Origin of the sequence: Nocardioides taihuensis, from assembly GCF_042657275.1 — a bacterium.
Classification (GTDB): domain Bacteria; phylum Actinomycetota; class Actinomycetes; order Propionibacteriales; family Nocardioidaceae; genus Nocardioides; species Nocardioides taihuensis.
Genome location: NZ_JBHSKD010000007.1, coordinates 67,659 through 87,166 on the forward strand (window position 1 = coordinate 67,659; position 19,508 = coordinate 87,166).

Here is a 19,508-nt window from a genome sequence, read left to right on the forward strand (position 1 = left end):
TCGCGGTCGCGTGTGAACCGCGGTCGACAGCCGTGTGAATACTCCCGGCCTCTCCACAGTCTGTGCACGAATTGCGGGCGGTGCTCCGCAGCCCGTCCACAGCCGGGGCTCAGCCCTGACGCGCCTGCATCTTGATCCGGTTGGTGAGCTCGCTGACCTGGTTGAAGACCGCCCGGCGCTCGGCGAGCAGCTGGTTGATCTTGCGGTCGGCGTACATCACCGTCGTGTGGTCGCGGTTGCCGAACTGCGCGCCGATCTTGGGCAGCGACAGGTCGGTGAGCTCGCGGCACAGGTACATGGCGATCTGGCGGGCCATCACCAGGTGACGGCCGCGGCTGGGACCGGTGAGCTCCTCGATCGAGAGCCCGAAGTACGCCGCGGTCTGGGCGATGATCAACCCGGCGGTGATCTCGGGCTCGCCGCCCTCGGGGATCAGGTCCTTGAGGACGATCTCTGCCAGGGTCATGTCGACCTCCTGGCGGTTGAGGTTCGCGAAGGCCGTGACCCGGATCAGCGCGCCCTCGAGCTCGCGGATGTTGGTCTGGATCTTCGAGGCGATGAACTCCAGCACGTCCGGGGGCGCGGTGAGCCGGTCCATCGCGGCCTTCTTGCGCAGGATCGCGATGCGGGTCTCGAGGTCGGGGGGCTGGACGTCGGTGATCAGGCCCCACTCGAACCGGTTGCGCAGCCGGTCCTCGAGCGCCTCGAGCCGCTTGGGCGCGCGGTCGGAGGTGAGCACGATCTGCTTGTTGGCGTTGTGCAGCGTGTTGAAGGTGTGGAAGAACTCCTCCTGGGTCTGGGTCTTGCCCTCCAGGAACTGGATGTCGTCGATCAGCAGCACGTCGACGTCGCGGTAGCGCCGCTTGAAGCGGTCCTGCCGGTCGTCGCGGATCGCGTTGATGAACTCGTTGGTGAACTCCTCGCTCGACACGTAGCGGACCTTCGCCCCGCTGTAGAGGCTGCGCACGTAGTGGCCGATCGCGTGGAGCAGGTGGGTCTTGCCCAGCCCGGAGTCGCCGTAGACGAGCAGCGGGTTGTACGCCTTCCCGGGCGCCTCAGCGACGGCGACCGCGGCCGCGTGGGGGAACCGGTTCGACGACCCGATGACGAAGGTCTCGAAGGTGTACTTCGGGTTCAGCCGCGTCTCGAGCACCGGAGCCGGCCGCGTCGGCTCGGTCACGGGGTCGGCCGGCGGCGGGGCGTAGTCGAGGTTCGGCGCGAGCGGGGTGTCGATCTGTCGACTTGTCGACAAGACGTTTTCTCGATGAATCGGTTCCTCCACCACCGGGGGCGGCGTCACGCCACCCCCGAGGGTCGGGTTCACGGTGACCGCGATCCGGATCTCCCGCCCGAAGGAGACGGTCAGCGCCGTCTCGAGCTGGCCCCGCAGGCGCCCCTCGAGCTGGTTGCGGGTGAACTCGTCGGGCACGGCGACGATGGCGGTGCTCTCGTGGAGGGTCACCGGCTCGCTCGCCCGCAGCCAGGCGCGCTGGTGCGGCTCGAGGTCCTCGACGACGCCGCGCCAGGCCGCGCTGAGGTCGGGGTGCTGGTCGGCCGGGGCCGCGGCCGCGGCCGCGACGCCGGCGGTGTCCCCGCCGCCCTCGCGGTGCTCGTCCACGGGGGCGTCCGGGAGTTCGGGCCGGGTCTGGTCCACGGGTGCCGCCTTCGTCGCGAGGCCGCGTCCGCGGCCGGTGGTCGGTGCTGGGTCCACAAGTTTGTCCACAGGTTGTGAACCGGCTCGACCCGGGGTGGGTGAAGCCTGCCCGAGACACATCGCGACGTGCGCCGGAAGTAGCGTTCTCGCAGGTCAGAGGCCTGTCCCGGTGAGGGGTGAGCCACGTCACACGAGGTGGGGAAGCCGGTGTGGATCGCGGTGGGGGGAACCCCGGAAGGGGCGAAGGTAACAAGGCGGACGCGCTCCCGGCAAGGCTTCATCCACAGGCTGTTGCCCCGGGCGTCCGCGGCGGTTTGACCCTCTCTCCGGCCAGCGCGTACCGTTGGCCGGTCACGTGTGCGCGGGCGGGCTCCTCCGTCCCTCGACCACGACACCGACCGGTCCGTGTCGACCGGTGCCGCATGTCCACGACGGGGGTCCTGTCGCGGGTGGGCGGTGCCAGCCGAAAGGCGGTCGAGCCGGGTGCCGCAGATGGCTCCCGGCCGACGCACTGCCCGGTCGCCCAGGACGCCCCCTCACCACGAAAGAGAAGCTCGTGAGCAAGCGTACGTACCAGCCGAACAACCGCCGTCGCCACAAGGTGCACGGCTTCCGCCTGCGGATGCGGACCCGCGCGGGCCGCTCGATCCTCTCCAACCGCCGGCGCAAGGGCCGCAGCAAGCTGGCCGTCTGAGGCCGGTCGGCGCCGCCGTCCCGTGCTGCCCGCTGCGCACCGGCTCACCGAGGGCGCGGCGTTCCGCGAGGCGGTCCGGTCCGGACGCCGGGCGGGTTCGCGGACCCTCGTGGTGCACCTCCGGGTGCCCGCGGACCCCGATCCCGCCGCGCCGGCCCGGGTCGGCCTGGTCGTCAGCCGGGCCGTCGGCGGTGCCGTCCACCGCACTCGCGTGAAACGCCGTCTGCGCCACCTCGCCCGGGAGCACCTCGCGTCGCTCCCGGGCTCTGCTGTGCTCGTGGTCCGGGCGCTCCCGGCCGCCGCGGACGCCTCGTCCGCGGAACTGGGCGCGGACCTCGGGCGTTGTCTGCAGCGGGTGATCGCATGAAGTACGTCCTGATCGGCCTGCTGCGTGCCTACCGGTTGCTGATCAGCCCGCTCTACGGCCAGGTCTGCCGCTACCACCCCTCCTGCTCGGCGTACGCGCTCGAGGCGGTCACGGTGCACGGGAGCCTGCGCGGCAGCTGGCTGGCCCTGCGCCGCCTGGCGCGGTGCCACCCGTGGGCGGCCGGCGGCTACGACCCGGTGCCCGGCACGCACCACCCGCACGACGACGAGACCGGCGACACCCCGCCGCCCTCGGTCCCGACCCCCACCTCACAAGGAGCCTGACCCCGTGGGATTCCTCGGCACGCTCGGCAGCCTGATCATGACGCCGCTGTACTACGCCATCTCGTTCGTGCTGATCCTGTGGCACCGGCTCTTCACCCTGCTGGGGCTCCCGCCGGACAGCGGCGCTGCGTGGGCGCTGTCGATCATCGGCCTCACCCTCGTGATCCGCGCCGCCCTGATCCCGCTCTTCGTGCGGCAGATCAAGGCGAGCCGCAACATGCAGCTGATCCAGCCCAAGGTCAAGGAGCTGCAGAAGAAGTACGGCCACGACCGGGAGCGTCTCGCGCAGGAGACGATGAAGCTCTACAAGGAGAGCGGCACCAACCCGTTCGCCTCGTGCCTGCCGATCCTGCTGCAGATGCCGATCTTCTTCGCGCTGTTCCGCCTGCTCGACCAGGCGGCGAAGAACGGCACCGCGCACGGCGTCCTGACCGAGGAGCTGGCGGACAGCTTCGGCAACGCCGAGCTGTTCGGCAAGGTCCCGCTGTCGGGCACCTTCCTGAACGCCGACGGCAACGTCGCCCTCCAGGTCACGGCCGCCTTCCTGGTGCTCGCGATGACGGCGACCACCTTCCTCACCCAGCGCCAGCTGATGAGCAAGAACATGCCGGCCGACGCGCTCAGCGGCCCGTACGCCCAGCAGCAGAAGCTGCTCCTCTACGTGCTCCCCATCGTCTTCGCCGTCGGTGGCATCGCGTTCCCGATCGGCGTGCTGCTCTACTGGACCACCTCGAACCTGTGGACCATGGGCCAGCAGTTCTACGTGATCCGCAACAACCCGGCCCCCGGCACGCCGGCCTTCGCCGCCAAGGAGGCGCGTGACCGCGCCAAGGCCGCGAAGCACGGTCACCCCGAGACACCTGCTGTCGAGGCGCCGGGCACCGACCCGGTCGACCCGGCCGGCCCCGCGGTCGACCGGCGGCCGCCGCAGCGCCAGCAGCCCAAGAAGCAGACGCGCTCGCAGCGCAAGAAGGGCGCCGGCGGGCAGCCACGCCCGACGAACCGCCCCACGAACCCGACCGACCCCATCGAGGGAGAGAACGCATGAGCAACGACACCGAGCAGGCCGACCCGCGGGTCGAGCAGGCGGACGCCGACGCCCAGGTCGAGGAGGTGGAGGAGGTCGACGAGGACCTCGGTGCCACCGCCACCGACGAGGACGAGGCCGACCTCGAGGACGACGACGAGGACGAGCAGGACGACGAGGACGACGAGGACGACGAGGGTCCGGCCGACCTGCTGGAGCAGGAGGGCGACATCGCCGCGGACTACCTCGAGGAGCTCCTCGACATCGCGGACCTCGACGGCGACCTCGACATGGACGTCGAGGGTGACCGGGCGATGGTCTCGATCGTGGGCGCCGACCTGCAGCAGCTGGTCGGGCGCAACGGCGAGGTGCTGGACGCACTGCAGGAGCTGACCCGGCTGGCCGTCTACCGCGAGACCGGCGAGCGGTCGCGGCTGATGCTCGACGTGTCCGGCTACCGGGCCCGCCGGCGCGAGGAGCTCGTGGCCCTCGCGGAGGAGACCGTCCGCCGGGTCCGCGAGAGCGGTGACCAGGTGTCGTTGACGCCGATGTCGCCGTTCGAGCGCAAGGTGGTGCACGACGCGGTGGCGGCGGCCGGCCTCACCTCGGAGTCCGAGGGCGTCGAGCCCCGTCGCTTCGTGGTGGTCCTCCCGGCCTGATCGCGATGGTTTCACGTGAAACAACACCCTCCCCGTCCAGCGCGGGGAGGGTGTTCCCGTCCGGGCGCCTGGCGCTCGCGGAGCGGTACGCCGACTGGCTCGCCGACGAGGGTGTGGTGCGCGGCCTGATCGGGCCGCGCGAGGCGCCGCGCCTGTGGGAGCGTCACCTGCTCAACTGCGCGGTGCTCGGCGAGGCGGTACCCGAGGGTGCCCGGGTCGTGGATCTCGGGTCCGGCGCCGGCCTCCCGGGCCTGGTCCTGGCGGTGGCGCGACCCGACGTCGACGTCACGCTCGTCGAGCCGCTGCTGCGCCGGACCACCTTCCTCGAGGAGGTGTGCGCCGACCTGGCACCCCTCGGCCTCGACAACGTCACCGTGGTGCGGGGGCGGGCCGAGGCCCTCCACGGCGAGCGCACCTTCGACGTCGTCACTGCCCGGGCGCTGGCACCGCTCGAGCGTCTGCTCGGGTGGGGGATGCCGCTGGTGGACCCCCACGGTGCCCTGGTGGCGATGAAGGGCAGCTCGGCGCTCGCAGAGATCGAGGCCGCCGCGCCGGTGCTGCACCGGCTGCGGTGCGCGCCGCCGGAGGTGCTCGACCTGGGCGCCGGCCTGGTCGAGCAGCCCACCCGGGTGGTCCGGGTGGTGTGGGCCGAGCCCTCAGAGGTAGGTTGGCGCTCCGGCCGTGGTGCCGACCGTCCGGCCGGTCGCCGGTCCGGTCGACCGTCCGGGACCGGGCGTCGGCGCTGAACCGCCGGAAGGTCCGACCGTGGGAGCCGGGCCGTCCTCGAACCAGGGAGTCTGCAACGCCGTGACCGACCGCACCGTGCACCGGGAGGAGGGGCAGCCCGGACACCTCGGGTGGCCCCACGAGACCGAGCGGACCCCGGTCGGGGAGGCCGGAGGTCCTGCGTGGCGGACAGACTTTTCCACCGGCCTCGGATGGCCCGGGGAGCGGGGTCGTCCACAGGAAGAGCCAGTTCATCCACAGGGGGAGGGAACCTCGGTCCCTGCCCAGGAGCCGTCCATGACCGCGGATGTTTCACGTGAAACGTCGGACGCCTTCGCGGTGCGCACCGCTGCCGATCTCGCCGCCGACGAGCTCACCCACGCCGACCAGAGCACGCCGCTGGCGCGGGCGGCCGAGCACGTGATCCTGGCCCGCCAGGCTGCCTCGCTGCGACCGCCCCTGCCCCGCCCGGCCGCGACGCGCGTGGTCGTGGTGGCCAACCAGAAGGGCGGCGTGGGCAAGACGACCTCCACCGTCAACATCGCCGCGGCGCTCGCTCAGCTCGGGCAGCGGGTCCTCGTGGTCGACCTCGATCCCCAGGGCAACGCCTCCACCGCCCTGGGTGTCGACCACCGGCGCGGCGTCCCCTCGACGTACGACGCCGTCGTGGAGGGCGCACCGCTGGCCGGGGTCATGGCCGAGTGCCCCGACGTGCCGGGCCTGATGGTGGTGCCGGCGACGATCGACCTCGCCGGCGCCGAGATCGAGCTGGTCAGCGTGGTGGCGCGCGAGGGCCGCCTGAGCCGGGCGATCGCCGGCCACCCGCAGGTGGGCACCGCGGAGGAGGCCGGCGAGGAGCGCTTCGACTACGTGTTCATCGACTGTCCGCCCTCCTTGGGCCTGCTCACCCTCAACGCGCTGGTCGCCGGTGCGGAGATGATGATCCCGATCCAGGCGGAGTACTACGCGCTCGAGGGCCTCGGTCAGCTGCTCGAGACCGTCGAGATGGTGCGCCAGCACCTCAATCCGCGCCTGCGCGTCGGCACCATCCTGGTCACCATGTACGACGGGCGCACCCGCCTGTCGTCGGGTGTGGCCGAGGAGGTGCGCGAGCACTTCTCCGAGCAGGTGCTGCGCACCACGATCCCGCGCTCGGTGCGGGTCTCGGAGGCGCCGTCGTACGGCCAGACGGTGATGACCTACGACCCGGGCTCGCCGGGTGCACTCTCCTACCTCGAAGCCGCTCGTGAGATGGCCAGCCAAGGAGCCCCGGCGTGAACGCCCAGCAGCCGAAGACCCAGCGACGCGGACTCGGGCGCGGGCTCGGGTCGTTGATCCCCACCGCACCCCCGAGCGGGACGGAGGGCGACGCTCCCGCCGAGGGTGCGCTCCCGGTGGCCGACGCCGGTTCCGGCGCGCCGGCGGGGGTCGCCAACCCGGTGCCGGTCGACGGCGCCTGGTTCGCCGAGCTGCCGCCGGCCCAGATCCGCCCCAACCGCGTGCAGCCCCGCCAGGTCTTCGACGAGGAGGCGATGGCCGAGCTGGTGCACTCGATCCGCGAGATCGGGCTGCTGCAGCCGGTCGTGGTCCGCCGCACCGGCGAGGACGAGTACGAGCTGGTCATGGGCGAGCGCCGGTGGCGCGCCGCCCAGGCGGCCGGCCTCGAGGCGATCCCGGCCATCGTGCGCGAGACCGACGACGAGGCCATGCTGCGCGACGCGCTGCTGGAGAACCTCCACCGCTCCCAGCTCAACCCGCTGGAGGAGGCCGCGGCCTACGCGCAGCTGCTCGAGGACTTCGGCTGCACCCACGACGAGCTCGCCCAGCGGATCGGCCGCTCGCGCCCGCAGATCTCCAACACGCTGCGCCTGCTGCGCCTCTCCCCGGCGGTGCAGCGCCGGGTGGCCGCGGGCGTGCTCTCCGCCGGCCACGCCCGCGCCCTGCTCGCCGTGGACGACCCGGAGCTCCAGGACCGCCTGGCCCAGCGGGTCGTCTCCGAGGGGATCAGCGTCCGGGGCCTCGAGGAGATCGTCGCCGTGGGCGACACGGGCTCCCCGGCGGGTCAGCGCACCACGCGGCGCAAGCCGGTCGCCCCCGGGCTGACCGACCTGGCCGAGCGCCTCTCGGACCGGCTCGAGACCCGGGTCAAGGTCGACCTGGGCAAGAACAAGGGCCGGATCACCGTGGAGTTCGCCTCGATGGACGACCTGCGCCGCATCGTCGACGTGATGGACCCGCGCAACCGGGCGGACCGTCCGATCTGATCACTCGGTATTTTGTCGACAAAGACATAAACCGACAAGTTGACATAGCGATGAGTCGGTAGGTCACCAGGTCACGGGTCGCCGGCGTCACGGGCGGCGCGCCGGGCGGCGCGCTCGCGCTGCTCCTCGGCGTCCATCCGGGCCGCCTCCTCCAGCGTGGGGGCCGAGCCGCCGTAACGGGCCGGCAGCCACCACGACCCCGGGGGCTGCTCCTCGGGCGGGTAGGCGCGGATCGCGTCGTCGAGCACCGCCGCCATCGCGGTCTTCAGCTCGGCGGTCTCCGCGACCGGGTCCGCGCCGGTGGGGTGCAGCGGCTCGCCGACGCGGATCACGATCGGCGTGCCGCGGGAGAAGTCGCGCGGGTGGTCCTTGGTCATCATCCGCTGGGTGCCCCACAGCGCCACCGGCACCAGCGGGACGCCCGCCTCGGCCGCGATCCGCACCGCGCCCGTCTTGAGCTCCTTGAGCTCCATCGCGCGCGAGATCGTGGCCTCGGGGAAGATGCCGACCGCCTCGCCGGCGCGCAGGTACTCCACCGCCGTCCGGTACGACGCCTCCCCGGCGCCGCGGTCGACCTCGATGTGGTGCAGCGAGCGCATCAGCGGGCCGAGGTAGCGGTGGTCGAAGAGCTCACGCTTGGACATGAAGCGGACCAGCCGCCCCGACGGGTTGGCGGCCAGGCCGCCGTAGATGAAGTCGACGTACCCGACGTGGTTGACCGCCAGCAGCACACCGCCGGAGCGCGGCACGTGCTCGGTGCCGCCGAGGTCGATGCGCTGGCCGAGCAGCCGGAAGCCGAGCTTGGCCGCGACGATGATCGGCGGGTAGGTGATGTCGCGCATCGCGGCCTCGCTGACGCTGGTCGGGGGGGAAGACGGGAGACGGGTGCCTGCGCAGCCTAGAGGGGAGCGCTCAGCGACGGGAGGCCAGGAACTCCGCGATCCGCCCGATCGCCTCCTCGAGCACGTCGACGTCGGGCAGCGTGACCAGGCGGAAGTGGTCGGGCTCGAACCAGTTGAAGCCCGTGCCGTGGGTGACCAGGATCTTCTTGGCCCGCAGCAGGTCGAGCACGAACGCCTCGTCGTCCTCGATGCCGTAGACCTCCGGGTCGAGGCGCGGGAAGCAGTAGAGCGCCCCCCGGGGCTTCACCGACGTCACGCCGGGGATCTCGTTGAGCAGCCGGTGGGCCAACATGCTCTGCTCGTAGAAGCGCCCGCCCGGCACGATCAGCTCGTTGACCGACTGGTAGCCGCCCAGCGCGGTCTGGATCGCGTGCTGGGCCGGCACGTTCGCGCACATCCGCATGTTCGCGATCAGCGTGAGGCCCTCGAGGAAGTCGGTCGCGAGCTCCTTGGGGCCCGAGACCATCACCCAGCCGGCGCGGTAGCCGCAGACCCGGTAGGCCTTGGACAGGCCGCTGAAGGTCAGGCACAGCACGTCGTGCCCCGCGGCCGCGGCGGCGTGGTGGTGGACAGCGTCGTCGAAGAGGATCTTCTCGTAGATCTCGTCGGCGAAGACCACGAGCTCGTGGCGCCGGGCGATGTCGACGAGCCCCTCGACGGTCTCCTTCGTGTAGACCGCGCCGGTGGGGTTGTTGGGGTTGATGATCACCAGGGCGTGGGTGTTCTCGGTGATCTTCGACTCGATGTCGGCGAGGTCGGGGTTCCAGTCGTCGGCCTCGTCGCACCGGTAGTGCACCGGCGTGCCGCCGGAGAGCGTCACCGCGCCGGTCCAGAGCGGGTAGTCGGGCGCCGGCACCAGGACCTCGTTGCCGTCGTCGACGAAGGCCTGCAGCACCATCGAGATCAGCTCGGAGACCCCGTTGCCGATGAAGACGTCGTCGACGCCCACGTCGCGCAGCCCGTGCTCCTGGTAGTAGTGCGCCACCGCCGTGCGGGCGGGGTAGATGCCCTGCGAGTCGCTGTAGCCCTGCGCCTCCGGGAGGTGGTGCACCACGTCGGCGACGATCGCCTCGGGCGCCTCGAAGCCGAACGGCGCCGGGTTGCCGATGTTGAGCTTGAGGATCCGGTGCCCCTCGGCCTCCAGCCGGTGGGCCTCGACCAGGATCGGGCCGCGGACGTCGTAGCGGACGTGCTGGAGCTTCCTGCTCTGTCGGATCTGGCGCACGGTCCCAGTCTCCCAGCCTCGCCCGAGCTCGCCGGGCGGTGTCCGGCGTAGGCTGGCCGCACGATGTCGCGCACCGTCGCCCGGCTCACCCTCGACCACCTCGCAGCACTGGACGTGCCGTGCCGCTCCTGCCTGTTCTGGGAGCGCGACCCGGTGCGCCGCAGCCGGGTCGAGGACGCCGCGGGCGAGAAGGACGCCTGGCTCTCGCACGTGCTGCGCGAGTGGGGGTCGTGCGGGCGCGTGGTGCTCGTCGACGACGAGCCGGTGGGGTACGTCGTCTACGCCCCCGAGGCCTACCTGCCGGGCTCGGCCGCCTTCCCCACGGCCCCGGTCTCGCCCGACGCGGTGCTGATGACCACGGCGTACGTCGTGGAGGAGCACCGGGGCGGGGGACTGGGCCGGATGCTGGTGCAGGGCATGGCTCGAGACCTCGTCGAGCGCGACATCCGTGCGGTCGAGGCCTTCGGCGACACCCGGGGCGCGCGCCACTGCGTGCTGCCGACCGACTTCCTCGGCAGCGTGGGCTTCAAGACGCTGCGGGCGCACGGCACCAGCCCGCGGATGCGGATGGACCTGCGCACCACCGTGAGCTGGCGCAGCGACCTTGAGGCCGCGTGGGCGCGGCTGCGCGGCTCCGTGGCCCCCGCACATGCGACGGAGGCGGCCCCGAGGGGCCGCCTCCGCTAGAGACTGCTGTGGTGTCCGAGGAGCTCAGGCGATGTAGTCGGCGAGCTCGTTGAGCAGGGCCGCCTTCGGCCGGGCGCCGACGATGGACTTCACGACCTCGCCGCCCTGGTAGACGTTGAGGGTCGGGATACCGGTCACCCGGTAGGACGACGGCGTCACGGGGTTCTCGTCGACGTTCATCTTCAGGAAGGTGATCTTGTCGCCGTGGGCGGTCGCGAGCTCGTCGAGGATCGGCTGGACCTGGCGGCACGGACCGCACCACTCCGCCCAGAAGTCGACGAGCACGGGCTTGTCGGACTTGAGCACCTGGGTCTCGAATTCCGCGTCGGTCACGGCTGCGATGTTCGCCACGGTGGAACCTCTCCTCTTGGTCTGGCGGGTCGTCGGGGGCCTTCGGTCCAGTCAACACCACGGTGCCGACGGATGTTCCCGGCACGCGGGCCGGGGGAGTCGACGGCGGGTCAGGCGCCCGCGGTCTGCACCACCTCGACCACCGACTCGGCGGCCTCCTGCGTGGTGGCGGCCTCGTGGTCGAGGGCGGTGAGGTAGCGCTCGGCGTCGAGGGCGGCCGCGCAGCCGGTGCCGGCGGCAGTGATCGCCTGGCGGTAGTGGTGGTCGACGAGGTCGCCGGCCGCGAAGACGCCGGGCAGGTTGGTGGCCGTCGAGGGGTGGGCCACGAGCACGTAGCCGTCGTCGTCGAGGTCGACCTGGCCGGCGAGCAGCTCCGAGCGCGGGTCATGACCGATGGCGATGAACAGCCCGGTCACGTCGAGCGGGCGGGTCTCGCCGGTCACGGTGTCGCGCAGGGTGACCGACTCGAGACGGTCGGTGCCGTTGATCTCGGCGACCTCGGCGTTCCAGACGATGTCGAGCTTGGGGTCGGCGAAGGCCCGCTCCTGCATGATCTTCGAGGCGCGGAGCTCGTCACGGCGGTGGATCAGGGAGACCTTGGAGCCGAAGCGGGTGAGGAAGGTGGCCTCCTCGATGGCGGAGTCGCCGCCGCCGACGACCGCGATGTGCTGCTCGCGGAAGAAGAACCCGTCGCACGTCGCGCACCACGAGACGCCGCGGCCGGAGAGCTCCTCCTCGCCGGGCAGGCCGAGCTTGCGGTAGCCCGAGCCCATCGCCAGGATCACCGCGCGCGCGGTGAAGGTGTCGGTGGCGGTCCTCACGACCTTGACGTCGCCGGTGAGGTCGACCTCGACCACGTCGTCGGGCACCAGCTCGGCGCCGAAGCGCTCGGCCTGGGCGCGCATCTCGTCCATGAGCGCCGGGCCCATGATGCCGTCGCGGAAGCCGGGGAAGTTCTCGACCTCGGTGGTGTTCATCAGGGCGCCGCCGGCGGTCACCGAGCCCTCGAAGACCAGCGGGTGGAGCGAGGCGCGCGCGGCGTACACGGCCGCGGTGTACCCGGTCGGGCCGGAGCCGATGATGATGACGTTGCGCGGGTCGGACATGGGTGTCGGCGCTCCTTGGTCGATGGCCTCAGCACAACCGATCCTAGGTGAGCGGCATTCCCGCCGCGCACCGGTGGAGCGGGGCTCAGGGCGCGGGGAGGGTGACCGACCGCACGGGGGTGGTCGCCCCGCACAGGTAGAGGTCCGCCACCTGCGTGTCGCCCTGCGGCCTGCGCAGCACCAGGACGGCCGGCGACCCGCCGTACGAGACGGGCACGAAGGTGCCGCTGCCCCAGGTGCTGCTCCGGCAGGCCGCCCCGGCGGCGAGGTCGCCCGGCTGGACCCCGTCGGCCGTCAGGGCGTCGCCGCCGTTGTACGGCGCCACCAGTCGCTGCAGCCGCAGCACGTCGCTGTCGAAGCTCTCGGGCCGGACCTCCGCCACCTGCTTGCGGGCGCGGAAGGTGCCGTCCTTCTCGGGCCGCGCCGGTTGCGCGCCCGACCCGGCGCTGCCGGCGTCCTCCTGCGAGGCGGCCGGTGCGTCGGCGGCCGAGCTCTCGTCGCTGGTGGCGCTGTCGCCGGCCCGGTCGATGACCTGGTTGAGCCCGACGCCCACCACGACCACCGCGGCCGCGGCGACGAGGAGGCTGGTGACCCGGCGCCGGCGCCGGTGGACGTCGAGGTCGGTGACGGGTGCGGCCCCGGGATCGTGGGTGGGCAGGTCCCCGGCGGCCAGCCCCGCGAGGACGCCGTCGAGCCGCGCCGCGACCTCGGGCGGGACCGGGTCGGTGTGGCGTGCGGAGGCGAGCAGGCGCTGCACCGCCCGCTCGGCCCCGGTCAGGGGGGTCTCGTCGGGCTCGGTCACGTCGCTCACCTCCTCGGTGGTCTCGGGGTCTCGTGGGTCGTGTGGGGGTCGTGCGGGAGCTCAGTCGGCCGGGGGCCCACGGGGCCGTGTGGATCGGACGGGCGCCGAGGTGGGTGGGTTCCGCTGCTGCGGGTGGTCCGGGTCACCCGGGGTGTCGCCCACGCCGAGCAGCTCCGCGAGCCGCGCACGCCCGCGCGAGCACCGCGACTTCACCGTGCCCACGGCCACGCCGAGCATGTCCGCGACCTCGGCGACGGGGTAGCCCTCCATGTCCACGAGCACGAGCGCCGCGCGCTGCTCGGCGGGCAGCGTGGCGAGCGCGTCCAGCACCTCGCGGCGGCGCTCGGCGTCCAGCGCGTGGTCGGCCGGGTCGTCGGGCGTGCTGGTGATGGTGGAGCCCCGCGCCGTGCCCTCGTCGAGGTCGTCGGGCAGCGCCTCGGCGCGCCGTACCTTGGCGGCGCGGAGGCGGTCGAGGCAGGCGTTGACCACGACCCGGTGCAGCCAGGTCGTCACGGCGGCCTCGCCGCGGAACGACCCGGCCCGCCGGTACGCCGCGATCAGACCGTCCTGGAGACCGTCGGCGGCGTCCTCGGGGTTGCCCATCGTGCGCAGCGCGACGGCCCAGAGCCGGTCCCGGTGGCGGCCGAAGAGCTCGCCGAACGCGTCGTGGTCACCGGCGACGTGCGCGGCGATGAGGTCGGCGTCGGAGCGCTCCTCAGGCGGGCCCACGGACCACGACCTCCGCGACGCCTCCCTGGAACCCGTCGGGGACCGAGGGCAGCGAGGTCAGCCACACGACGAGGTACCGGGCGTTGGTCGGCTCCTCCAGCGTGATCGACTCGCGCTTCCCGGCTCCCTCGACCTGCTCGACCGGCGTGAGGTCCTTGACGTCGCGGGGCCGGTCGTCGGTGAGGTAGAGCGACAGGTCGGTGGGCGCGCCCTCGAGCACGAGGTCGACCTCGGAGACGTCCACCTGTCCGCCGAGGTCGACGAGCAGGCCGACGCCGGTCTTGAGGCCGGTGGGCCCGAGCTGCTGGGTGTACGTCGAGGTGACCCACGCGGTGCCCGGGGCACCGTCCACGGCGTCGGCGGCGAGGTCGGGGTTCTCCTCGGGCGGGTCGCCCTGCGGGTCGAGGTCGCTCGCCGTGAGCCCGGTGATCGGCTCGGCGCTCGGGGTGGAGGTGGTCGGCGAGGAACCGGCGTCGGTGGGCGACGGGTCGTCGTCGGCCAGCCCGAGGGGGGAGCCACCGCGACCGAGGTCGAAGGCGAACACCACGGCGAGGAGCAGCAGCAGGCTGGCGGCGACCGCGGCGGCCAGGCGCAGCCAGCTGCGTCCGGGCACGCCGTCGTCGGGGTCGGGCTCGTCGGCGAAGGCCGGCAGCACGCCGCTGCCGGTGCCCGCCCCCGTGCCGCTGGTCTCCCACGGCCAGTACTCGCCGGCCTGGGCCGCCCCGGGCCGGGCCCGCCGGGCCGGCCCGCCGTCGGCCGGCGGCGGGGCGAACAGCGGGCGCTCGGGCGGAGGCTCGAACGGCGGGGGCGGCGGCGGGGTCTCGGCCCGCGCGGTGAGCCAGGAGACCTCGTCGTTCTCGTCGTCGAAGATCGGCACGCCGGCCTGCGTCGGCTGGTCGACGATCGGGCGCGGACCGGCCGGGGGCGCCGGCGCGGGGTCCGCGGCCGGCCCGGGCTCGGGCTGGGGCTCCCGCGCCTCGGGCGCGACGGCCGGCACGACCACGGTCGGGGTGGGCTCCACGGCCACCGGCGGGGACAGCGGCTCGACCTCGGGCTCGGGCTCCGGTTCGGGCTCCGGGTCGGGCTCCGGGTCGGGCTCCGGGTCGGGCTCCGGGTCGGGCTCCGGGTCGGGCTCCGGGTCGGGCTCCGCGACCGGCTCGCGGATCGGCATGGGTGGCAGCGGGGGCAGGTTCCGGTGCTGCGCCACCATCGCGGCCGCGGGCACGGCGAGCCCCGTGGGGTCGCCCACGAACTCCCGCAGCTCCTCGGCCAGCTCGGCGCCCGAGGTGGGCGTCAGCCCACCGTCGATGTTGAGCACCCGGTCGCAGAGCAGGTCGAGCTGGCGCGGCACGCCGGCCTTGACCTGCCGGGGCCGGAGCACCCGGCCGCCCTGGTGCGGGGCCGCGGGCACCGCCGACCGCGAGACGCCGGGCCAGGTCGCGGTGAGCAGGAAGTAGAGGAGCCCGGCGAGGTCGGTGACGTCGGTGGTGCGCCGCCCCGCGGGCAGCCCGAGCAGCGCGGCCTCGACCGACAGACCGATCACCCGCACGGAGCCCGCGGTGTCGATGAGCACGTTCTCCGGCACCAGCCGGCCGTGCGCGACCCCGACGGCGTGCGCGGCGGCGATCGCGTCGGCGACCTCCGCGGTGATCCAGGCGGCCCGGCGTGCGCCCACCGGCCCCTCGTTGCCGACGAGCACGTCGAGCGAGGTGCCCTCGCCCCACTCGTTCACGACGTAGCAGACCTCCTCGCGCAGGTCGACGTCGAGAACGCGCAGCACGTGCCGGTCCGCGACGGTGGCCGAGCGCCGCGCCGCCTCCATGAGGTCCTCGGCTCGCTTGTCGTGGCCCGGGATGACGTGGACGGCCACGTGCCGGTCGAGGATCCGGTCGTGCGCCCGCCAGAACCGCCCGCCGCCGCTCTCGCTCAGCAGGTCGACGAGCAGGTAGCGGTCGGCCAGGACGTCACCCGGTCGGTTCGCGATCGGCACCTCGGCGCAGCTCCCTTCTGACGTCGTGGCAATCGTAGGGCGGTTCAGGCGGAGGTCGTGCCCCCGCGCCGTGGGGCCAGGCGGCCGGTCACGGTGCGCAGCACGGTGGTGACCTCCTCGATCCGCAGCAGGTGGGCCAGCAGCAGGAACAGCCCGACGTCGACCGCCGCCACCGCGAACAGCTGCAGCGCCGCCTGCCAGATCGGGTCGTCGTGCTGGGAGCCCCAGAGGCGCGCCAGCCCCAGCGCCACGGCACTGGCCGGCAGCGCGGCCAGGGCCAGTCGACCCAGGAACGACACGAGCCGGCCCGTCTCGAGGCCGCCGAGCACCCGGCCGAGCACGGCGTAGGACACGGCCGACCCCACGACGTACGACGCGGTGTAGGCGAGCACGAGCGCCGGGGCGGTCTCGGGGGCCGAGGCCAGCCCGACGAGGACGATCGCCGCCACGATGTTGGTCGCTGCCACGGCGCACTGGATGAAGAACACCGTGCGGTTGCGCTCGAGGGCGTAGAAGCCGCGTAGGGTGATGTAGTGGATGGTGAAGAAGACCAGCCCCGTGCCGAACAGCGCCAGGGCCGGCGCGAACAGCCCGAAGTCGTCGCGACCCGCACCCCAGCCGAAGGTCACGTGGGCCAGGTCGTCGGCGACGATCGGCAGCAGCAGCGCGAAGGGGATGGCCACGGCCAGCGCGGTGCGCAGGCCTAGGCCCAGGGTGCGGGCGAGCGTCGGCAGGTCGCCGTCGCTGGCCAGCCGGCTCATCCGCGGCAGCAGCGCGGTCGCCAGTGACACCGTGACGACCGCGTGCGGCACCATCACGATGAGGAACGTGCTGCTGTAGACGGTGTAGCCGGTGCTGTCGCCGCCGTCGGTGACCGCCTGGGCGCTCCCGCTCGAGGCGAGGCGCACGACCACCGAGTAGGCGACCTGGTTGACGATGACGAAGAGGACCGTCCAGGTCGCCAGGCGGAAGGTGTGGCCGAGGCCGACGCCGCGGACGTCGAGCCGCGGGCGGAACCGGAAGCCGGCCATCCGCAGGTAGGGGACCAGGATCAGGAACTGCACGACGATGCCCAGCGTCGAGCCGAGCCCCAGCAGCAGCTCCTGGCCGGTGGTGAAGGGGCCGACCTGCTCGGCGGCAGTGGCCGGTCCGAAGGCGACCAGGTAGACCACCAGGACGCCGACGGCGATCACGTTGTTGGCGATCGGCGCCCACATCATCGGCCCGAAGCGCCCGCGGGCGTTGAGGATCTGCCCCGCGAGCACGAACATGCCGTAGAAGAAGACCTGCGGCAGGCAGTAGCGCGCGAAGGCGATCGCCGACTCCCGCTCGGCGGCCAGCTCGGGCCTGTCGTAGGCGGCGCTGAGGAAGATGTCCATCACCCAGGGCGCGGCGACCACGAGCAGCACCGTCACCGCGCCGAGGAACAGCACGGCGAGCGTGACGATCCGGTTGGCGTAGGCCTCGCCGCCGTCCGGGTCGTTCTGCATGGTGCGCACCAGCTGCGGCACCAGCACGGCGTTCATCACGCCACCGGCCACGAGGATGTAGACCATGTTCGGGATGGTGTTGGCCATCGTGAACAGGTCGGCGTGCAGGCTGCCGCCCAGCGCTGCGACCAGCAGGGCGGAGCGGACGAACCCGCTCATCCGCGAGACCACCGTGCCGGCGGCCATGATCGCGCTGGCGTTCAGGATGCGCGCGTCGGCGCGGTTCTCGGTGCCGCCGGTCGGGTCGGCCACCGGGTCGGCCACCGGGTCCGCCACCGGGTCCGCCACCGGGTCCGCCACCGGGTCGGGGGCGGACGCGTCGGGCGAGGAGGCGTCGGGGCTGCTCACGAGCGCGCCGCCCGGATCCGGCGCACCAGCCGTACGGCGATCGCGCCGAACAGCAGGGCCACGCCGGTGCCGAGGATCAGCCAGATCACGTTGCTGACCTGGTTGGAGCGGATCGGCAGCGTGTCGCTGGAGCCGAGCGGCGCGCCGTTCTCGGTCGTCACGAGCAGCTGGACGTTGTGCACGCCGAGCTGCTCGGTGGTGGCCTCGAGCAGCACCGAGACCCGGCCCTTGGCCGGGATGTCGAGCGGCTCGGTCTCGCTGATCTCCAGCGGGGCGTCGGCGATGGACTTGATCCGCACCCGGACGGGGTGGTCGAGCCCGTTGACCACCGTCGCCGAGAACTTGCCGGAGGTGCTCGACAGCGTGACCGCCCGGGGTGCCTGCACCCGGATCGAGCCGAGCTGCTCGCTGATCCACAGGCTGGAGCGGTCGGTGGTCGCCCGGGCGGCGTTGGGGAAGTTGCGGTCGGAGTAGGACAGCCCGGTCAGCGACTCGTCGCGCACCGAGGAGCCGACCTCGTCGTTGCGCACCAGCACCTGCTGCAGCAGCTGGCCGAGCCGGCGCAGTCGGGCCGCGGAGGTGAAGTTGGCGGCGTCGAGGGCACGCACGGCCTGCCGGGTGGGGTAGTTGAGGTCGTGCGGGTCGACGTCGGGGCCCGGGCCCGCCGCGCTCGTCGCGCCGGCCACGGTCGTCAGCCGGACCCACGGCACCTCGAGGCCGGAGAAGAAGCCGGTGCCGCCGTCGGGGTGCCACGACGACGGCAGCAGCACGACCAGCGGCTCGGGGTCGGGCGAGAGGGCCCGCAGGGCGGCCTCGGCGAGCACCTGCTGGCGCAGCGGGATCGTCGCGAGCGGGTCGTTGGGGCCGGGACCGCCGAGCGCGGCCGCCGACGAGGTCACCGTGACCTGGCGGCCCGCCACCCGGGCGGACGCCGGCGCCGGCCCGCGGAAGGACCGGTCGCTGACCAGGATGGTGCCGTCGCGTCGCAGCATCCGGTACGCCGGGGTGGAGAGGTAGCCCGCCGGGGGGCCGACCGCCCGGCTCATCGGGAAGCCCCACGGCTCCAGGGTGTCGCCGGTGCGGACCCGCGCGCGCTGGTAGGCCGTCGGCTGGTGGGCGGCCGCCCCCGAGACGTCGAGGTCGCCGTAGGGCACCCCGAGCACCTCGTTGCCCTCGACCGCGGCGCCGAACCGCTCCAGCCAGTCGAGACCGGGCTGGGTCGCCTCGTTGACGGGGATCTCGGGCTCCCCGGTGGCGTCGCCGTCGCCGGGTGCGCTGGACCCGTCCCCCGACGCCGGTGCGGAGGCTCCGGCACCGGGGCCGGACGACCCGCCGTCCTGGCCCTCGGTCGCGGGTGGGGTGTCGTCGAGCGAGCGCGGCAGGTTGCCCTCGGTGAGGGCGGTGACCGTGTCGATCACGGCCGGGTCGACGAGCCAGCTCACCGGCTGCGAGCCCGCCGAGGCGCCGAAGTCGACCTGGGCGCGCAGCAGGCCGCCCTCGCCGAGGGTCTGGGCCCAGCCCTCGACGTCCTCGACGCTGCCGTCGGCGGCGTGCCGGATCAGGTGCCGCACGGGGATCACCAGCGCGGTCGGCACCGCGTCCACGTCCTTGCCCGGCACCAGCGGGAGGAAGGTCCTGGCGCGACCGTCCGCCACCTGGTCGCGCGGGACGTCGGAGTCCCCGAGGGCGTGGACCCCGAACCAGTAGACGCCCGGCTCGCTCACCCCGAGCTGGCTGCGCGTCACCTCGAGCTGGAAGCGCGTCGACTCCCCGGGCGCGAGCGCGTCGACGGTGTCGAAGCTGCCGGGCACGGTGATCCGTTCACCGACGAAGTCGGCCGGGTCGCGCTTGCGCTCGGCGGCGAGCTCGGCGACCGAGGTGATGGGGGCGTCGCCGATGAAGGCGTGCAGGTTGATGCCGGTGAAGGTCTCGTCGGAGCGGTTGGTGACCGTCCCCCCGACCGACACCGTCCCCTTCTCCGGGACGTACGACGGGGTGAGGCTGTCGATCTCCACCTCGAGCGGTGTGTCGTCCTCTGTCTGGGTCGCGCTCGCAGCCACCGCGTGGGCGCCCGTCGAGGCCAGCCGCTCGGCGGTGGCAGCGCTCGGGGGAGCCTGCTCGGTGCGGGTGGTCCGGTCGGGCTCGGCCCGCGCCGCACCCACGGGCGCCAGCAGCGCCCCGCACGCCAGGGCGGCGACCACGG

General features: G+C 73.2%; 19 protein-coding genes. 9 read left to right on the plus strand and 10 right to left on the minus strand.

Features of this window, described 5'->3' with window-relative positions; all coding sequences use genetic code 11:
- Window positions 1-109 precede the first annotated feature (109 nt).
- The gene (gene dnaA / locus ACFPGP_RS06330) at window positions 110-1,618 is read right to left on the minus strand and encodes a chromosomal replication initiator protein DnaA (RefSeq protein ID WP_378588977.1); all 1,509 of its coding nucleotides are present in this window, start codon (window positions 1,616-1,618) and stop codon (window positions 110-112) included.
- 592 nt (window positions 1,619-2,210) lie between these two features.
- Here dnaA and rpmH point away from each other — a divergent pair.
- From rpmH to ACFPGP_RS06370, 8 genes are all read left to right on the plus strand, one after another.
- Window positions 2,211-2,348, plus strand: a complete 138-nt coding sequence (gene rpmH / locus ACFPGP_RS06335) for a 50S ribosomal protein L34 (RefSeq protein WP_378588412.1) — start codon at window positions 2,211-2,213, stop codon at window positions 2,346-2,348.
- Between the two features lie 22 nt (window positions 2,349-2,370).
- Window positions 2,371-2,715 (plus strand): ribonuclease P protein component, encoded by a 345-nt coding sequence (gene rnpA / locus ACFPGP_RS06340; protein ID WP_378588414.1) that lies wholly within the window; start codon window positions 2,371-2,373, stop codon window positions 2,713-2,715.
- Entirely contained in the window at window positions 2,712-2,999 is a 288-nt protein-coding gene (yidD, locus tag ACFPGP_RS06345) for a membrane protein insertion efficiency factor YidD (RefSeq protein WP_378588416.1), read from the plus strand. Before rnpA ends, yidD begins: the two co-directional genes overlap by 4 nt.
- Window positions 3,000-3,003: 4 nt before the next feature.
- Window positions 3,004-4,047 carry a membrane protein insertase YidC gene (gene yidC / locus ACFPGP_RS06350; RefSeq protein WP_378588419.1) on the plus strand — a complete coding sequence of 348 codons (1,044 nt, stop codon included), beginning with the start codon at window positions 3,004-3,006 and terminating at the stop codon, window positions 4,045-4,047.
- The gene (locus ACFPGP_RS06355; RefSeq protein WP_378588421.1) at window positions 4,044-4,685 is read left to right on the plus strand and encodes a Jag family protein; all 642 of its coding nucleotides are present in this window, start codon (window positions 4,044-4,046) and stop codon (window positions 4,683-4,685) included. The genes yidC and ACFPGP_RS06355 overlap by 4 nt, the downstream gene beginning before the upstream one ends.
- A 50-nt stretch (window positions 4,686-4,735) precedes the next feature.
- Window positions 4,736-5,431 carry a 16S rRNA (guanine(527)-N(7))-methyltransferase RsmG gene (rsmG, locus tag ACFPGP_RS06360; protein ID WP_378588424.1) on the plus strand — a complete coding sequence of 232 codons (696 nt, stop codon included), beginning with the start codon at window positions 4,736-4,738 and terminating at the stop codon, window positions 5,429-5,431.
- Window positions 5,432-5,708: 277 nt separating this feature from the next.
- Complete coding sequence (locus tag ACFPGP_RS06365) at window positions 5,709-6,689, plus strand: ParA family protein (protein ID WP_378588426.1); 981 nt, start codon at window positions 5,709-5,711, stop codon at window positions 6,687-6,689.
- Window positions 6,686-7,675, plus strand: a complete 990-nt coding sequence (locus ACFPGP_RS06370; RefSeq protein ID WP_378588429.1) for a ParB/RepB/Spo0J family partition protein — start codon at window positions 6,686-6,688, stop codon at window positions 7,673-7,675. The genes ACFPGP_RS06365 and ACFPGP_RS06370 overlap by 4 nt, the downstream gene beginning before the upstream one ends.
- Before the next feature lie 71 nt (window positions 7,676-7,746).
- Here ACFPGP_RS06370 and ACFPGP_RS06375 read toward each other — a convergent pair whose 3' ends face one another.
- Window positions 7,747-8,517 carry a lysophospholipid acyltransferase family protein gene (locus ACFPGP_RS06375; protein WP_378588431.1) on the minus strand — a complete coding sequence of 257 codons (771 nt, stop codon included), beginning with the start codon at window positions 8,515-8,517 and terminating at the stop codon, window positions 7,747-7,749.
- A 70-nt stretch (window positions 8,518-8,587) separates the two neighbouring features.
- Window positions 8,588-9,802, minus strand: a complete 1,215-nt coding sequence (locus ACFPGP_RS06380) for a pyridoxal phosphate-dependent aminotransferase (RefSeq protein ID WP_378588433.1) — start codon at window positions 9,800-9,802, stop codon at window positions 8,588-8,590.
- Window positions 9,803-9,865: 63 nt separating this feature from the next.
- Between ACFPGP_RS06380 and ACFPGP_RS06385 the strand changes: the two genes are divergently transcribed.
- Complete coding sequence (locus ACFPGP_RS06385) at window positions 9,866-10,489, plus strand: GNAT family N-acetyltransferase (protein WP_378588436.1); 624 nt, start codon at window positions 9,866-9,868, stop codon at window positions 10,487-10,489.
- A 24-nt stretch (window positions 10,490-10,513) separates the two neighbouring features.
- On the opposite strand, the gene trxA is transcribed toward ACFPGP_RS06385, so the two are convergent.
- The 7 genes from trxA to ACFPGP_RS06420 form a co-directional block, all read right to left on the minus strand.
- A complete protein-coding gene (trxA, locus tag ACFPGP_RS06390; protein ID WP_378588439.1) occupies window positions 10,514-10,840 on the minus strand; it encodes a thioredoxin in 327 nt (108 codons plus the stop codon).
- Window positions 10,841-10,950: 110 nt separating this feature from the next.
- Window positions 10,951-11,946 (minus strand): thioredoxin-disulfide reductase, encoded by a 996-nt coding sequence (gene trxB, locus ACFPGP_RS06395; protein WP_378588442.1) that lies wholly within the window; start codon window positions 11,944-11,946, stop codon window positions 10,951-10,953.
- A gap of 85 nt (window positions 11,947-12,031) precedes the next feature.
- The gene (locus tag ACFPGP_RS06400; protein WP_378588445.1) at window positions 12,032-12,748 is read right to left on the minus strand and encodes a hypothetical protein; all 717 of its coding nucleotides are present in this window, start codon (window positions 12,746-12,748) and stop codon (window positions 12,032-12,034) included.
- A gap of 60 nt (window positions 12,749-12,808) precedes the next feature.
- Window positions 12,809-13,477 carry an RNA polymerase sigma factor SigM gene (gene sigM / locus ACFPGP_RS06405; protein WP_378588446.1) on the minus strand — a complete coding sequence of 223 codons (669 nt, stop codon included), beginning with the start codon at window positions 13,475-13,477 and terminating at the stop codon, window positions 12,809-12,811.
- Window positions 13,464-15,467, minus strand: coding sequence for a protein kinase family protein (locus ACFPGP_RS06410; RefSeq protein WP_378588449.1), 2,004 nt, complete (start codon window positions 15,465-15,467; stop codon window positions 13,464-13,466). Before ACFPGP_RS06410 ends, sigM begins: the two co-directional genes overlap by 14 nt.
- Before the next feature lie 44 nt (window positions 15,468-15,511).
- A complete protein-coding gene (murJ, locus tag ACFPGP_RS06415) occupies window positions 15,512-17,305 on the minus strand; it encodes a murein biosynthesis integral membrane protein MurJ (RefSeq protein ID WP_378588452.1) in 1,794 nt (597 codons plus the stop codon).
- Entirely contained in the window at window positions 17,302-19,506 is a 2,205-nt protein-coding gene (locus tag ACFPGP_RS06420) for a DUF6049 family protein (RefSeq protein ID WP_378588454.1), read from the minus strand. The genes murJ and ACFPGP_RS06420 overlap by 4 nt, the downstream gene beginning before the upstream one ends.
- Between the last annotated feature and the right edge of the window lie 2 nt (window positions 19,507-19,508).

Bases quoted from the DNA above. Each gene is read 5' to 3' on its own strand.
- ACFPGP_RS06365 (WP_378588426.1), top strand. From the start codon at position 5,709: ATGACCGCGGATGTTTCACGTGAAACGTCGGACGCCTTCGCGGTGCGC.
- ACFPGP_RS06375 (WP_378588431.1), bottom strand. From the start codon at position 8,517: ATGCGCGACATCACCTACCCGCCGATCATCGTCGCGGCCAAGCTCGGC.
- ACFPGP_RS06385 (WP_378588436.1), top strand. From the start codon at position 9,866: ATGTCGCGCACCGTCGCCCGGCTCACCCTCGACCACCTCGCAGCACTG.
- yidD (WP_378588416.1), top strand. From the start codon at position 2,712: ATGAAGTACGTCCTGATCGGCCTGCTGCGTGCCTACCGGTTGCTGATC.
- trxB (WP_378588442.1), bottom strand. From the start codon at position 11,946: ATGTCCGACCCGCGCAACGTCATCATCATCGGCTCCGGCCCGACCGGG.
- ACFPGP_RS06355 (WP_378588421.1), top strand. From the start codon at position 4,044: ATGAGCAACGACACCGAGCAGGCCGACCCGCGGGTCGAGCAGGCGGAC.